This window comes from Paenibacillus sp. FSL H7-0756, assembly GCF_038006765.1.
Lineage (GTDB): Bacteria > Bacillota > Bacilli > Paenibacillales > Paenibacillaceae > Paenibacillus_AQ.
Window position 1 is genome coordinate 1,425,363 of the sequence record NZ_JBBOVT010000001.1, and the last position, 15,856, is coordinate 1,441,218.

Annotated in this window: 10 protein-coding genes; all 10 read left to right on the forward strand. The window is 47.7% G+C overall.

The genetic code is table 11. The annotated features are described in order from the left end of the window. Window positions 1–2: 2 nt before the first annotated feature. The 10 genes from NST04_RS06355 (at window position 3) to NST04_RS06400 (ending at window position 15,817) form a co-directional block, all read left to right on the forward strand. Complete coding sequence (locus NST04_RS06355; RefSeq protein WP_341183613.1) at window positions 3–242, forward strand: DNA-directed RNA polymerase subunit beta; 240 nt, start codon at window positions 3–5, stop codon at window positions 240–242. A 303-nt stretch (window positions 243–545) separates the two neighbouring features. Beyond that, window positions 546–968 (forward strand): 3-hydroxyacyl-ACP dehydratase FabZ, encoded by a 423-nt coding sequence (gene fabZ, locus NST04_RS06360; RefSeq protein ID WP_339251866.1) that lies wholly within the window; start codon window positions 546–548, stop codon window positions 966–968. A gap of 47 nt (window positions 969–1,015) precedes the next feature. Then, complete coding sequence (locus NST04_RS06365) at window positions 1,016–2,734, forward strand: phospho-sugar mutase (protein ID WP_341183614.1); 1,719 nt, start codon at window positions 1,016–1,018, stop codon at window positions 2,732–2,734. 147 nt (window positions 2,735–2,881) lie between these two features. Then, a complete protein-coding gene (locus tag NST04_RS06370) occupies window positions 2,882–4,921 on the forward strand; it encodes a DUF5693 family protein (protein ID WP_341183615.1) in 2,040 nt (679 codons plus the stop codon). After that, window positions 4,894–6,060: a polysaccharide pyruvyl transferase CsaB gene (gene csaB, locus NST04_RS06375; protein ID WP_341185190.1), complete on the forward strand. Its 1,167-nt coding sequence runs from the start codon at window positions 4,894–4,896 to the stop codon at window positions 6,058–6,060. Before NST04_RS06370 ends, csaB begins: the two co-directional genes overlap by 28 nt. 70 nt (window positions 6,061–6,130) lie before the next feature. Continuing rightward, on the forward strand, window positions 6,131–6,826 hold the full coding sequence (locus NST04_RS06380) for a WecB/TagA/CpsF family glycosyltransferase (protein WP_341183616.1): 696 nt from the start codon (window positions 6,131–6,133) through the stop codon (window positions 6,824–6,826). 113 nt (window positions 6,827–6,939) lie between these two features. Continuing rightward, a complete protein-coding gene (locus NST04_RS06385; protein WP_341183617.1) occupies window positions 6,940–8,067 on the forward strand; it encodes a glycosyltransferase family 4 protein in 1,128 nt (375 codons plus the stop codon). Window positions 8,068–8,254: 187 nt separating this feature from the next. After that, the gene (locus NST04_RS06390) at window positions 8,255–11,938 is read left to right on the forward strand and encodes an S-layer homology domain-containing protein (protein ID WP_341183618.1); all 3,684 of its coding nucleotides are present in this window, start codon (window positions 8,255–8,257) and stop codon (window positions 11,936–11,938) included. A gap of 174 nt (window positions 11,939–12,112) precedes the next feature. Beyond that, window positions 12,113–12,454 (forward strand): hypothetical protein, encoded by a 342-nt coding sequence (locus NST04_RS06395; RefSeq protein WP_339220749.1) that lies wholly within the window; start codon window positions 12,113–12,115, stop codon window positions 12,452–12,454. Window positions 12,455–13,045: 591 nt separating this feature from the next. Further along, window positions 13,046–15,817, forward strand: coding sequence for a hypothetical protein (locus NST04_RS06400; RefSeq protein ID WP_341183619.1), 2,772 nt, complete (start codon window positions 13,046–13,048; stop codon window positions 15,815–15,817). Window positions 15,818–15,856: the final 39 nt, after the last annotated feature.

The following is a 15,856-nucleotide window of genomic DNA, read 5'->3' on the forward strand; positions in this document are numbered from 1 at the left end:
GAATGAGTCGTGAGAAGGTTAAGACTGCACAGAATGCAGAAGAGGAACAACAGCAGCCGGTGAAGCGGCGCAGGATTAGGGCCTGGACCATTATTCAGTGGTTCCTGATTCCATTGCTGCTGGTTGCCGCACTTGGAGGCGGGCTGGTCGTAGGATATGTGATCCTCGGCAAAAAGGAACTAAGCGATGTGCTCCTGTGGAGTACTTGGAAGCATGTATATGATCTGGTGTTCGCACCTTGAAGCGTTATCGCATACTGATAGTTAAGGCTCCCTTGTTGTGCAGGGGAGTTTTCTTTTTTATACTGGAAAATGTATAATGATGGCGTGCCCTAAGAGCGCCAAAAAGGGCTCTCTCCGTCATGCTGCCGCGTGCGGTGGAGAAAGCCCCTTATCTTAACCTCCACTGCTGCAGGTGGTGAAGGATAATTATAGTTTTTGCCGAAGCTGTCCATATTTATGCAGGGCAGCGGAGAATAAAACAAAAGTGCTGCTGTAGGCGGAGGTTCATAAGACGCGGTTACAACCGAAGGGAGCTTTATAATTATGATGAATACCAATGAAATTCAAGAAATAATCCCCCACCGGCCCCCATTTCTGCTGGTGGACAGAATTACTGAAATAGAAATGGGCAAACGTGCGGTAGGCATCAAGAATGTTACAGTGAACGAGCCGTTTTTCGCCGGACATTTCCCAGGGTTTCCAGTTATGCCGGGTGTGCTGATTACCGAAGCCTTGGCTCAGGTGGGTGCTGTAGCTATTCTCGGAGTAGAGGCTAACCGTGGGAAAATCGGCTTTCTGGCCGGGCTCGACGGCTTCCGCTTCCGCGGGCAGGTTGTCCCTGGCGATACCCTTGTGCTTGAGGTAGAGATTACCCGGCTGAAAGGCAGCATCGGCAAAGGACAAGCCACTGCCAAGGTGGACGGCAAGACAGTAGCGTCCGGCGAGATTATGTTCGCACTCAGCTAGTTCCTGTTATAAACTTATATATTATAGATGGAGAAGGAGAGATTGACATGACTGGATTAAGCCCGAAAGCGCAGGAGACCCTGACACGCTGGCTGCAGGACCCTTCTGTCGACGAGAACACCAAAGAAGAGCTGAAGGCTCTTGCGGGTGAACCGAAGGAACTGGAAGAACGATTCTATAGAGATCTTGAATTCGGTACAGGCGGCTTGCGCGGAGTCATTGGGGCAGGCAGTAACCGGATGAACCGTTATACGGTGGGACGGGCAACTCAGGGCTTTGCAGATTACATTCTGGGACAACATACGGGAGAAAGCAGACCCTCGGTGGTCATTGCCCACGATTCCCGGCGCTTCTCGCCGGAATTCACGCTGGAGGCTGCGCTTGTACTTGCCGGCAACGGTATTGAGACCCATCTGTTCCCGTCCCTGCGCTCTACGCCGCAGCTCTCCTTTGCCGTCCGCCATCTGAAGGCCTCTGGAGGCATCGTGATCACTGCCAGCCACAACCCGCCTGAATATAACGGGTACAAGGTCTACAATGCACAGGGCGGGCAGCTGGTGCCGCATGAAGCAGAGCAGGTTATTGCTAATATCCTGAATGTGGACTCCTTCAACGGTGTGAAGCGCATGTCTCAGGACGCTGCAGAGAGCGCAGGATTGCTGCACTGGCTGGGAGCCGTAGAGGACGAAGCCTTTACGGATACGGTTGCTGCGGTAAGTGTCAGCCGTGAAGAAATTGCTTCTTCGCTGGGCCGTGACTTCTCCATTGTTTATACGCCTCTGCACGGGACAGGCAATCTTCCGGTCCGCCGTGTACTGGAGAAGATCGGCTTCACCCAGGTACATGTAGTTCCTGAGCAGGAACAGCCGGATTCCGAATTCTCTACTGTGAAATCTCCGAATCCGGAGGAACGTGAAGCCTTCACCCTGGCGATGAAGCTGGGCGAAGAGCTGAATGCAGATCTGCTGATCGGTACAGACCCGGATGCTGACCGTATGGGCGCTGTGGTTCGTGACAACGAAGGCAAATTTGTAGTGCTGTCCGGGAATCAGTCCGGCGCGCTCATGATTCATTATTACCTGAGCCGTTTACAGGAACAGGGGAAGCTGCCGGCTAACGGCGCTGTAGTCAAGACCATTGTAACCAGTGAGATGGGCGCTGCTGTAGCCAGCCATTATGGCGCTACGGTGTTCAACACCCTGACCGGATTCAAATATATCGGGGAGAAGATGAACCAGTTCGAGCAGTCAGGCGAGTATACGTATCTGTTCGGATATGAAGAAAGCTATGGTTATCTGGCCGGTAACTATGCCCGTGACAAGGATGCAGTCCTTGCTGCAATGCTGATCGCTGAAGCGGGTGCCTATTACAAGGCCCAGGGCAAGACCCTGTACGATGTGCTGCAAGAGCTGTATGCACAGTTCGGATACTTCCTGGAGAGCCTGGAGTCCCGCACGCTGAAGGGCAAGGATGGAGTGGCTCAGATTCAGGGGATTATGAATGACTGGCGGACCAGCCCTCCGCACGAAATCGCAGGTGCTTCCGTGACGCAGGTGCTGGACTATTCCCTGGGGCTTGACGGTCTGCCTAAAGAGAACGTGCTGAAATATCTGCTGTCGGACGGCTCCTGGTTCTGCCTGCGCCCTTCCGGCACGGAACCGAAGATCAAAGTGTATTTTGCCGTGGTGGGTGAATCCCTGGACAACGCCAAGCACAAGGTTGCGGAATTAACCAGTCAGGTTATGGCACGGGTAGACGGGAAATAATAAGCAATATATAACTTCCCTGCGGAAACGGAGCTGCTCCAGATGGACAGACCTCCGTTTCCGCTTAAATTTGCCGCTGGCAAGAGGGTCGGGTCGGCAGCTGTGACGTACGGCAATCAGCTTTAAAGTGAAAGAGGAGGTACTTTGGTGCAGCAGAAATGGCAACGCTGGAATATAGCATCACGCAAGTGGTTATGGATCATTATGGTGATAGGGCTTATAGGTGCGCTTCCGGTCGTATACGACCGTCTACAGACAGAGAAGTCTTCCAAATCGGTTGAGTTTGTCTTTGATTACCGGGATCTGGTTGAGGTTGCGAGCTACCGGCAGAATCCGCAGGATTATATCAACGAGCAGCTGGACCGGCTGAAGGCAGCCGGTGTTCAGAGTATGGCTATCTATGAAAATACATTGGAGGATTTCCGCAAGGCGCGCCGCCTGATGATCTGGGGAGCGTCTGATATCGCCAATCTTACCGATACTGTGATTCCGGAGAATGAGAACTATACATATGTCCTCTTTACCAGTGCGAAGAACAGTGAAATGCTCTCACCGGTTATCCGCGATGCCTTCAGCAGAGTGGACATCCGGACGGAAGAATGGAACTACCGCGGCCAGCAGGGGCTAATTATCCAGACGCCGCTGGAGGATGCAACGCTCAAGCCGCTGCAGCCGGACCCGATTACACTGGAAATGCTGCATGAGAAGGGCTTCAGCATTGTGCCCCGGCTTGTAGACTCGCTGGCATACAATCAGGATGCCGTGAAGAAACTTTTGGACCGTTACGCTGAGCTTGGCGTCAAGCGGATTCTTTTTGAAGGAGAGTCGGTTAAGGGGTACTCCGATGATGCGGATACAGGCAGTCTAACCACCTTCGCTAACCTCCTGAAGCAACACGGGATGGGAATAGCGGCAATCGAGAATATTAAGGTTCAACAGAAGGGCTTCTCCAAGCTGGCTTATATGCTGGATTACAACGTGACGCGCCTGTATTCCCTCAGCGAGGCGGATTCCAGCCTCAAGACTGAGGTGATTGCTGACCGGTTCGCGCTGGGCACAAAAGACCGCAATATCCGCATGATCTATCTGAATACGATTCCCTCGAGAGATACCAAGAAGGCTGCCATTACAGATACGATGGATAACCTGATTGAGAGTCTCAGCGGACCTGAGGGTGCGGTGGCCAAGATTGAGGCGAACGGCTTCCACATTGGGCAGGCTACAGCATTTGATGTGAGCGATTCCTCCTTCCAGCGTTATTTCAAGCTGATTGCAGTAATCGGAGCGGTAGCTATGGTTGCGCTGTTGTTCTCCTACTTCATTCCATGGCTTACTCTGCCTGTATGGGTGCTTGGACTGGTGGGAAGCGCCGGGCTGCTGGTTCTGAAGCCAACCTTATTTGAACAGGCGCTTGCGCTTGCCGTAGCCATAAGTGCGCCTACCCTGGCTATAATACTGGCTATCCGCAAAATTAATGAAATGGGCCCGCCTTTACGTGCCAATCCGTTAACCTTTGCCGTAATGAGCCCGCGCCGCCGTCTGACGCATAGTCTCGTTCTGTATGTCAAAACTGCATTAATTACATTCAGTGCGGTGCCTTTCGTCATTGCGCTGCTGAATAATATTACCTATGCCCTGGTACTGGAACAGTTCCGTGGTGTGAGCCTGCTGCATTTGGCACCGATCGGGCTTACCGCAATCTATGTTCTTTTGTACCGTGGAGAGTTTGCCTTTAACAAGACAGGTAAGCTGCTGCGGACACCGATTACACTCGCTATGGTCATTGCGGCCGGCGTAATCGGTATCGTGGGGATGTATTATTTGAGCCGGACCGGGAATGCCGGAACTGTAAGTGCACCGGAGAAACTCCTTCGTGTCTTCCTGGAGAATACCGTTGGGGTCAGACCGCGTAACAAGGAATTCCTGCTGGCACATCCGCTCTTTATCCTCGGTGCATTCTTGGCTTATAAATACAGGAGTGCAGCCTTCATCATGATTATTGCAGTCATTGGGCAGTTGTCTATGGTGGATACCTTTGCCCATATTCATTCGCCTGTGCTGATTTCGCTGGTTCGCGGACTTCTTGGTCTGGGACTCGGCCTGATTATCGGTATTATCGCTGTAGGGGTATGGCAGATTGCGGAAGGGTGTTGGAAACGATGGTCACCTCTGCTCAAAAAATTGTAATCTCCGGCTTTTACGGCTTCCACAACAGTGGAGACGAAGCCGTTCTGCAGTCGATTCTGAATGCTGTACACAAGCAGTCCCGGGCCGCCGGAATAACACTTACGCCTGTGGTCTTATCCATTGATCCAGAGTGGACGTCTGCCACATACGGGGTGGAGTCAGTACACCGGATGAAGCTGGGAGAGGTGCGGAGAGCCATATCAGACAGTGCGGGTCTGATCAGCGGCGGCGGCAGCCTGCTTCAGGATGTGACAAGCAGCAAGACCATCCCATATTACCTGGGCATCATCAAGCTGGCCCAGTGGATGGGGAAGCCGACATTTATCTATTCCCAGGGGATCGGCCCGGTGAACCGCAAGCTGTTTCATCCGCTGATCAAATCGGTTTTCCGGAAATGTGCGTACATCTCGGTGCGGGATGAACAGTCCCGCTTGTTGCTTCAGTCGATGGGGTTTAGTATTGATGAGGTAGAGGTAGTACCTGACCCGGTTATGGGTCTGGAGTTGCCTGAAGATATGCAGCCGGAACAACTTGCAGGAGCAGATACGGTAGCTGGAACACCCAACTACGGCATGCAAGGTTCGCCCGCTACTGTAGGTGTCTCCGTGCGCTTCTGGGAGCAGTCCCGTAAGGAGCTGGATTCCTTGGCTGAGGGCTTGGTGAAGGCTTCAGCGGTCCAGCCGCTCCATGTACACTTTCTGCCCTTCCATCATTCTGCGGACAATGAGGCTTCCCGCTATGTGATGCAGAAGATAGGCCGGGCTATAGAAGATAATGGGGGATCGGTAACGATCCGTGAGGATGCGCTTCATCCGCTGCAGATGCTGCGGGAGGTAAGCCAGTGCCAGGCGCTTATAGGCATGCGGCTGCACAGCCTTATCTATGCTGCGGGACAGCGTGTTCCGCTGATGGGCGTCTCGTATGATCCGAAGATTGATCATTTTCTGGAGCGGGTGAATTGTCAGCCGGTGGGTAAGACGGATACACTGGAGGCAGACAAGGTGGCTGCCGGGCTTCTGGAGCTGCTGAGCTCGGGGGAGAGCTGGAAGCAGGAGCGGGAGCCGCTGATCGCCGCGCTCACCCGAGAGGCAGAGGCTCCGGCCCGGCGAATTGCCCAATATTTCGGCCATAAAGGATGAGTGACAAGTGAAAGCAGATAGCGTAATACCGACAGTGCCCATTTTTGGCATACGAGTATCCAAGGCGGATATGAAAACCACCGTTTCCTATTTAACGGAGGCGGTTCGTAAGCGTGAGCCTCATCAGGTAATTACTGCCAATCCGATCATGGTTATGGCGGCGCTGGAGAATCCGTCTTATATGGAAATTATGAAATCAGCAGAGCTGGTTGTCCCTGACGGGACTGGAGTAGTATGGGCAGCGGGATATTGTCATGAGCCTGTAGCTGAGCGTGTAGCCGGTTTTGATCTTTTACATGAATTATTGCACCAAGGCGAAAGCTATAACTGGAGAGTATATTTGCTCGGTTCTACCCCTGAGGTGATTCGCGAGACGGCTTCCCGGTTACAAACAAGATATCCCGGTATTGTCATCGCAGGATATCATGACGGGTATTTTGGTCCGGCAGAAGATGAACAGATTGTGGGCGGCATCCTTGAAGCGAAGCCTGACTTGCTCTTTGTTGCCAGAGGGGCAGACAGCCAGGAGCCATGGATCGCCAAATACAAATCCCGGCTGCAGATCCCGGTGATGATGGGTGTCGGCGGGAGCTTTGATGTGATCTCCGGCAAGAGCCGCCGCGCCCCTGTTGCCTTTCAGAAATTAAGGGCAGAATGGTTATACCGGCTGCTCAAGGAACCTACACGTTACAAAAGAATGCTTGCGCTGCCGAAATTCGCAGTAAAAGTGGTACGAGAGAAAGATAAAGTCACAAAAGACCAGTAAAATGAGGGAATTCACCGAAAAAATCCGTGGTATCGCCTAAAAACAGTATTGGAATTTGTTTTTGGTTCAGCGTATAATTCAATGCGGTAGAGAAATGGAGGTCGACTTTTCACATGTTAATCATATACATCGCCGGATTCATTGTGTGCATGGGGCTTGCACTGCTTTTGACGCCGTTCGTGAAGAAATTCGCTATTAAGATCGGTGCGACAGATGTGCCAAATGCCCGGAAAGTGCATACGAAGATCATGCCCCGCCTCGGCGGACTCGGTATATTTCTGGCGTTTGTGTTAGGCCTGCTTGCCGTATTACCGATTATTCCTTATGACTTCACTCCCCGGGAGGCTAATTTCATTAAGGCGCTGCTATGCGGCGGAGGTCTGATTGTGTTGATCGGCGGTCTGGATGACCGGTTCGAGCTGTCAGCCAAAGTGAAGCTGCTGGGCCAAATTGCCGCTGCTTGTATCGTAGTTTTCGGGTTTGGCATCACGGTTGATTTCGTAAATATTCCTTTTCATAATAGCTATTCTTCCCTGGAGAGCTGGATTGCCATCCCTCTGACCATCTTCTGGATTGTCGGCGTCACGAATGCCGTGAACCTGATTGACGGTCTGGACGGGCTTGCAGCAGGCGTATCTGGTATCGCAATTGCAACGATTGCTGTCATGGCCTTCCTGATGGGAAACACCATGGTTGCCCTGCTCTGTCTGCTGCTTCTGGGCAGCATTCTGGGATTCCTGTTCTTCAACTTCCATCCCGCCAAAATCTTCATGGGCGATACAGGCTCGCTGTTCCTGGGCTTCTGCCTGGCGCTGCTCGCACTGCTCGGCTTCAAACAGATTGCGGTGGTTTCATTCATCACACCACTCCTGATCATCGGAGTTCCGTTATCGGATACATTCTTCGCCATCGTCCGGCGCAAGCTGCAGAAGAAGCCGATCTTCGCTCCGGATAAAGGCCATCTCCATCACTGTCTGCGCGAACTTGGCTTCAGCCACCGCCAGACAGTATTGATCATCTACGGCATTGCCGCATTCTTCGGTATCCTGGCGGTCATCCAGACCTCAGCTTCGCTCTACGAAGCCAACTGGGTTACCTTTGTAGTCATCTGCGTCATGCTCTTCTTCCTGCAGATCGGCGCAGAGATCACCGGGGTCATCAGTAAGACCAAGCGTCCGGTAATTGATTTGTTTTTGAGAATGCGGATGAAGGTTGACCCTGAACGCAGCTCCAAATCTTAGATACATTATTAGCAATTTATAAAATTAAAATTACAGTGTGCACCTAACCTTACTCCAGTGGAGTAAGGTTTTTTATTTTTTTGCTAATTATTAGTCTATAGCTGTCCGATAAAAATATAGAGTTGGTTAAGACGCGGAATGCTGCACAGGCCGACAACAAACCAAAAAGCAGTAGGAGGTTTCTTACGTGAAAAAAAGTTTGAAGGCGATAGGCGGTATGTTTTTAGCGATAGTGATGCTGCTATCCACACTTTCCTCAGCAGGTGCTGTTTATGCAGCGGACCCTGCAACAGGACAATACTTTCAGTTCACCAAGTTCAGTACAGATAAGGGTGCCCCAACTTCAGTCAATACAAGTACCGTTGACGTAGAGGGTACGTTTAATGGAGTGTCTGCAGACAGCATCTATTATCAGGTGGACGGCATTGTCAACGGGAATGTAGTTCCTGGAGCAAGTGGTGCTGACGTCAAGCCAATTATTGAGAACGAGAAAAACTTCCGTTTCCCAAGTGTCAAGTTAAGTCAGGGCCTTAACCGGATTACAGTCTTTGGTACAACAGCTACTGGAAGCCTGGCCAGCGGAGAAGCCTATGTTAATTTTTCCAACGTTCCTGCCATTTATAATATAGCTCTACCGGATGGCACTTTGCTAAGTGAGAATACACCCACAATGGTTAATACAGCAGGATTAACGTTGACTCTGGAAGCTCCGAATGCCACAGAGGTTATGGTCAATAATTCCAAGATGTTTAACGGCGGTAGCAGTACCTTCGTCATTGCCGACATACCGCTGACTCCGGGTCTTAATAAGCTGACCTTTGTTGCGACTACAGATTCGGGTACGCGTACTTATGCGGTGACACGTGAAGTAGTGTATGCGCCTATTGATAAGGGAACTCCGAACAAGACCAAGGTTGGGACATATGCTGTGGATAGTGGGAATGTTGTATCTGCAACAGGCGGGGATACTGAGATTAAAGGTAAGCTTACAGGGTCCATTACATTTAGAGTATCCGAGGATACGGCAGAGGCTCCACTTTCAGGCATGACCTTTACTGTTCGTAACACAACTACAAGCAGTGATGTACTTGCTGGTGGCGCAACTACCATTGATGCAACTCCGGTTAAGTCGGGAGAATATATTACATTTAAATATACAAGTACCAATGATGTTACAATATCCAGCAATGGTAAATATACAATTACATTTACTACTACCAATGGGACCTATAATGGAAAGAGTATTAATCCATTGGATTTCACTTACCGGAATGCAGATGATCCTTACATTACAAGTGTAGAGCAACTGTATAGTCCTGTAGTGAGCGGCACAACGAATCAAACTGTCAGCTATTCTTCATCCGGTGTCTTCTCGGGTAATTCCAATTTGTTCGAGATTCCACTGTGGTTAATGATCAAGACCAGCGATACAACAATTGCTCCTGACAATTTGGAGATTAGTTCGTATCAGAATGGTGCCAAGGTCCCTTCGGACCGGTTTGTGATCGAAGGAACCTCAATGAAGACTAGCCAGGGTTATAGAGTATTTAAGATCACCGGCCTGCCTTCAGGCGAGCAGACTTTACAGATTGATCTGAAAAAGGATGGATCTACTACTAACATTATAGATAAGAAGGTACTTTCGGTTAATTATGTATCGGCCCCATTTATAGATGTAACTAATATTTATAATAACCAGGTGTTCAAATATAGTGGTGAGTTCACATCCATTAATGGACGGTTAGTGAACTTTCCGGACATAGACAAGTCATCCGTTAAAATAACCATCAATGGAACAACGGTTGTCCCGACAATTAATGATGTAACTCACGTATTTAATTATGCGATTACCTCTACTTCTGGTATTTCTCTGGTGTCCGGCCCGAATAAGATCACCATTTCAGGTACAGCAAACGGTGTGCCGGTCACGACCACTCTTACTGTGTATCTGTTCCCAGAGAATACTCCGAATATTGATGGTGTCGTGCCTTATCCGGTAGGTGAGACGTCCGACCCAAATGGAGTATTTATCAAAAATTCAAATCTAAATTATACAACGAACGAATCTGCTACAGATGTTCACTTTGTCGTAAGCAATGCCACTCAGGTTGTAATTATGAAAGATGGTAAACAATACGCTGTTGCTGACTATAATTCTGATAGCTCTGGTGGCAAGAATGTAGGGTGGAGTACAGCATCCAGTTATCTTAGTACGCCTATTTCGCCCGCCAAAGATGGTGAATTCGTATTAAAAGGTCAAGAGCTACCTACAACCGGTCTCCAGACCTTTGTGATTTCGGCAAGAGTGGGAACTGCGGCTATTACACAGACACTGCAGATCACCCGTGAGGTTCCTCCGTACAGCATTTTATCGCCTAAGCTTCCTAACGAGAGCATTATCAAACAGAACTTCCTTGATGTCAGCATTCAGGCTGAAGGTGCTACAAGTATTGTAATTGGTAAAGAACCAATGATTAAAGGGGCGAAGGACATATTCCGTCTCGAATTAAAGGGTCTGAAAAAAGGGAAGAATACGGTTAAATTCACCGTCACGACAGGCACTACGAAATCCAACGGAACGTTCGATGTAACCTACTCAGATGAGATCCTGCAAGGTGCACAGCTAAAAACGACTCTTAACTCATCTGGCAAGCTGACAGCCTTCCAGAATGCAGTTAGTCTTGTTTTCCCAAAAGGAACAATGCTGCGGGATGCAACGCCTACACCAGGGTCAAGTAATACCCGGCAGATCAATTTGTTCAATGAACAATATATCTTGCTTGGCATTGCCGATAAGCAAGATGGACGCACCGTGAAGCAGTATAACCCTGTAGGTGAATTTGATGGTACGAGTTATCAGGACGGCAAGCTGGTTGAAGTTCCTGCCAGTGGCTTGGCTACTGCTTATATGACTCCAAAGCTTCATTACGGATATGCTTCGAATCTGTATTGGATTGACCCGGGATACTTTGTTTCCGCGACTTCTATTAATGATTATTCAACTGTAGTTGCTTCCCATCCATATAAGAAGGGGAATGAATCCTTCCTCGGTCATATGGGCAGATGGATGGAGCCTACACAACAAGGAAAGATTACCCTGAAATATGATCCGACAATCGTTAATGCGGCAACCTCAAACATCTCTGTTTGGAAGAATGTTGACGGTACCTGGTATAACATGGGCGGTGTAGTCAATACAGGCAGTAAGACGATTACGGCCACATTTGACGGTTTTGGTTATTACACAGTAATGAGCTTACGATACAGTTACGATGATATTGTCTCCCACACCTACGCACGCAGCGAGCTGGAGACTATTTTATCCCGTGGGATTATGAATGCGAAGGATGCTAATGAGTTTGGCGTATATGAGAATGTTACCCGTGGAGAGTTTGCTACTATGCTTGTCAAAATTATGGGTATTCAGCTTGATTACGAGCCAAACAATCTGACATTCTCAGATGTGGTTAAATACAGTGATTATCACTGGGATTACCGTTATATAGAAACAGCGGTCCGCAAAGGGATTATCCGCGGAACAGCTCCGAGAATCTTCTCCCCTAACCGCACCTTATCCAGAGAAGATGCAGCGGTCATGATCGCCCGTGCAATGAGCTTGAAGCTTGGAAACAATGCGACTGATCTGGCAGCCCTGCAGAAGCTATTTACGGATACGGGATCAATTGTGTCAGTATACTCAGCACCTTCTATCCTTGCAGCCTACAAGGCTGGTGTGATTTCTGGAATTGAGAACAAGCTGGTGGCTGGACAAAAGAAGGCAACATTCCGTTTCGATCCGCAAGCTAACTTTACGAGAGCGGACGCAGCAGTGATGGCACAACGTATTATGGCTAAAATGAAGAGATTGTAGAAATAAACAACTATATATGAAGTAAAAATAAGCCTCTGACTCCCTGTTTACGGGAAAGAGGCTTATCTTTTACATTTTCCATATACAAATCTTTGAATTGTGTGTTATTTTGCGTTACAATGGCCTAAGAAGCTGTAAGCACAAACATTTAATGCAAGAAGGAGAAAGCCATCGATGAAACCGATTTTATCAAAAGCACAATTGGATTACACGAAAGCAAAGAATATGTTTGAGAATAGAGCAAAGGTTATGGAAAAAGAAATTGCAGCGAAGCGGGCACTGCAGGAGATCACTCAGGAAGTAATGGAAGAGCTTGTTCAAGCAACTGGCTTCCATGATGCTTATAACGAGCTGGTCATTGCTGAGAATGCTTTGATTGAATGGTCTCATAGCACAATCAAACATGAGAAGAGCTACCGCGAGAACCGCGCAGCGATTGATGCTATGTATGAGAATGTTAATGCAAGTCCTGAGAAACGCCAGGAATTGATACAGCTATCCATGAAGATTCGTTAGTCCTGGATTTACAAGGTTGCAAGAAAGGCTGCTGAGGATTCTCGGCAGCCTTTCTTTATGTATATTCATTTTATTTGCGAACGTGTTAACCTTGTTGTAATGTGGGTATATACTTATTAGCTCGAATGCTGATCAACAAATACATCACTTTTATTATGTAATATTTGTTTGTAAACTTAACAAATATTGTTTAATGACGTTTGGAATGTCTCTATGCTATACTGATTCCCGTAGCCACCCAACATTAACAATAGTTAGTAGAACATACATATTGTATCTTCTAGAGTATCGGGGCAGGAATACAGCAGGGCATAAAAAGTTTTTTTAACCAAAGCGCAACTTTTTTGAAACTACTGCGTTTAAGGTGTAGAGTCACTTGCACAAGGCAATTGCGGAATGCCCTGAAGGCACTGCCCATTGCGAAATGGAAAAATTAGCTTTACGTGACTAGAGGCACATTGTATAATACTTAGGTAGAATTAGGAATCTAGTATTACTATGCCTTGAAGCTGTTTACAAGTTTCTGTGATACCCGTCACAGACATTATTTATACTTAATCTGCTCAACTCGGGAAAGGGGGTGCTCGACAAATGAGTGATATGAGCTACACAACTAAAGAAAATTCCCAGTTTATGAATGTCCAAGGAGGAGAAAAAAAGGTTATGAAGAAAATTTTATCCGTAGCATTGTCTACAGCAATGGCATTCTCGATGTTTGCCTCTGTAGCATTTGGTGAAACAGCAAAGGTAACTCCACAACAAGCATTTGATGCTTTGGCAGCAAAAGGTATTCTTAATGGATACCCAGATGGTCAGGCTCACCTTGAAAAAGATCTGACTCGCGGTGAATTCGCTAAGATCGTTACTAAATTGTTCGGTCTTACTGAAGTAACTGGTAAGCTGTCTTACAAAGACAAAGGTTACACAGCTACTAACTGGACTGTACCTTATGTAGAAGCTGTTACAGCTGCAGGCTTGATGCAAGGTCAAGACACAGTTAAGGGCATCTTCAACTACAACGGTAAAGTAACAGTTGAAGAAGTTGCGGCAGTATTGTTCCGCGCTCTGAAACTGGAACAGCCTACTACAACTGATAACAGTGCATCCGCATGGGCTAAAGGCTATGCACAAGCAGTTATCAACGCTGGTCTGATTGCTAAAGATGTAAACTTCAAATCTAATGCTGACCGTGCTCTGGTAGTACAGACAGCTTATGCAGCTGATCAAATCGGAAAGACTCCTACATTGACTGTAGCTTCTGCTGAAGCAGTAAGCCCAACTCAAGTGGTTGTTACCTTCTCTGATAAGACAACTGCAAACGTTGAGTTGACAACTGCCCTGGTAGAAGGCGTTGAACAAACAATCAACTTCAAACACCTTGAAAAGGACTACACTGCAAAAGTAACTCTGCAGGCGCCTAAGGTTGTAGCTGTTGAAGCTCCAAACTCCAAGCAATTGGTTGTTAAATTCAACCGTGCTATCAGCACTGATTCCCTAATCTCTGATGATAAGGTTATCGCTGACACAATCAAAGTAGTTACCGTAACTGGAACTAATAATGTTACTGTTGCAGGTGCTCATGCTACTGTGAATGCTGGCGGAAATGAAGCAACTATCACTTTCCCAAGCACTGAGTTCATGAAGGGCCAGTACTCCGTTGTAGTTACTGATGCAGTTAAGACTTCTTCAGGAACTGCTTTCGCTACTTATACTACCCTGTTGAATGTTGCTGACACTACTGCTCCTACAGTTGTTAGTGCAACAGCAGTAGCTAGGACTACTACTAATACTGTAACTGTAAAAGTAAGCGAGCCAGTGAAAAAAGCTGGAATTATCGCTTATGTAAACGGTGCGGCTGCATCTGCTACTGTATCTGATGATACTTATGACACGATTACACTCACTACTGGCGCTGCTCTGAACAGTGGTTCCAGCTATGATGTATCCCTGTTGAACGTATCTGACTATGCAGGAAACATTGCTACCCCTAACCCAATCAAAACTACTGTTGCTGTAACTTCTGATACAGCGGCTCCAAGCATCACTAAGGTTGTCAATGTAAGTGACAAGTACTTCGATATCACTTTCAACAAGAAAGTTAACTATCAGTCCCTTGTTGCTAATGTTCGCTTGTTGAATGTATATGGTGAAAGCCAAGGTACATTGTCTGTGGTCACAACTAAAGACAGCGACACAATTAGACTGCAAGTTCCAGCAGGCTTCAAGGTTCCTGATACTGCTGCATTCACTGGAAACCTGGTATTCGGTGCATCCGTTAAGGATACACTTGGTAACACTCTGGGAACTGCACTGACTCAGCCAGTAACAATCACTAAGGACACAGTTGCTCCAACAGTTGTAAGTGCTGTTTACGGCAGCAAGGGTCTGGTTGTTACCTTCTCTGAGAATATCCGTTCTCTGTCCGGTGCTCCAACATTGATCAATGAATCCACTGGTCAGTTGGTAAATGCGAACTTCGCATCCCCATCAATTGATGGCGCGAAAGTAACTTACCCTAACGTAGCTGCTTTGAGCGGAAGCTATACACTTCGTCTGCCAGCTGCATTCGTTGTTGATGATTCCCTCACTGGAAACAAATCTGCAGCGACTACAGTTACTGTAACTGCTGCTGCTGCTTCGACAACTGATTCGGAAAGACCTACTGTAACTAATGTTAGTTACAAAGAAACTACCGCTAATGGAAAGAAAGAAAATGTTGTCATTGTTGTATCTGCTCAGGATAACAAAGGCTTGAATGTTGCCAGCCTTCGCGACCTCAACAGCTATACACTGGATGGCAAGGCTCTGCCAAACACTGCCTACTCTTTCATCACCAAGACAACTGGTGACAATTCTTCTGCACCACTGTCAGCAGAACTTACAATCACTATTCCTAGCTCGTCGATCACTGAGTCTAAGACTTATAACTTCGTAGCTTCCGGTATCGTGGATACTGCAGGAAATGGAATTGCTGCTTTCCCTCAAAACATGAGCCTGACTGATGGAGTTGCACCTACACTGACTGGAGCCACTGTTTCCACTGGTGATACTCAAGTTCTGGTGTTGAGCTTCTCTGAAAAACTGGATAGTGCAACTGTTCAGAAGGAAGACTTCGAATTCATTATCAATGGCGTTGCAACAACTGCCCAAGATTCCCTGTACACTGCAAACACTGTAACTGCTGGTGCAGGTAACGATTCCGGTAAATACTATGTAACGTTCACTGTGAAGGCAACTGGTAAGCTTCTTGATCTTAACGCTAACAACATCAACACAGTTAAGATTAAAGTTAATACCACTTCTAACATCACAGATACTTCCAACAACGTTATCGTTACTGGAAACGAAGTTGACGCTAAGTAATCTCCGATTACTGCAGTTCAAGAATAGCCTCTTCGGAGG